Below are 579 nucleotides of genomic sequence, written 5' to 3' on the forward strand. Positions count from 1 at the left end.
CGGCGATGTCCATCCCTTCGTTTTCGCTTCGTGCTTCTTGTACAGGCAGGGCAGATCCGTTTCTTGGATTGCGGCCGCCCGTTTGCTTCTGAATCAAACGGTTCCTCTGAGGCACCTGCTTAACCGGCTTATCCATTCCTTGCCGGGGTTTTTCCTCGATTCCCAGTATCTTCGGCAGTTGCTCCTGGTGCTGCTCGATAAAATATCCTGCCAGTGTGTGAAGATTCTGATACTCAAAAAACAACGTTTTGGGCAAGGAACCGAAGTCCTTCTCCAACACCCTTGTTAACTGCATGACCATGATCGAATCAATGCCGTATTTCTCTAAAGGAGCATGCTCATCGATTTGCCCTGTCGGCAATTTGATAATGGAGGATACGCTTTTTTTGAGATAGCCTATCACCCGCTCCAAAAGTTCCCCCTTCTCTACTCCAGGCTTACTCTCTTCCTGCCTTGCTGCTCCTTTTCTTCTGTCCCAAACCTTATACAGCTTCTCAAGCCTTCCCGCGACTACCATGACTTGATCTTGGCCCGATGCGAATCCCCGATAGAACGCTTCAATCCCTGCCGGGGTTTCCA

1 protein-coding gene is annotated in these 579 nt (G+C 49.9%); it reads right to left on the reverse strand.

Going from position 1 to position 579, the window contains the following annotated elements; genetic code table 11:
- The coding region (locus KVT34_RS29700; RefSeq protein ID WP_217563238.1) for an acyl carrier protein at positions 1-579 on the reverse strand (579 nt) is incomplete at both ends.

The sequence above is a fragment of the Paenibacillus sp. GbtcB18 genome (assembly GCF_019091125.1).
Taxonomy (GTDB): Bacteria; Bacillota; Bacilli; order Paenibacillales; family NBRC-103111; genus Paenibacillus_F; species Paenibacillus_F chitinolyticus.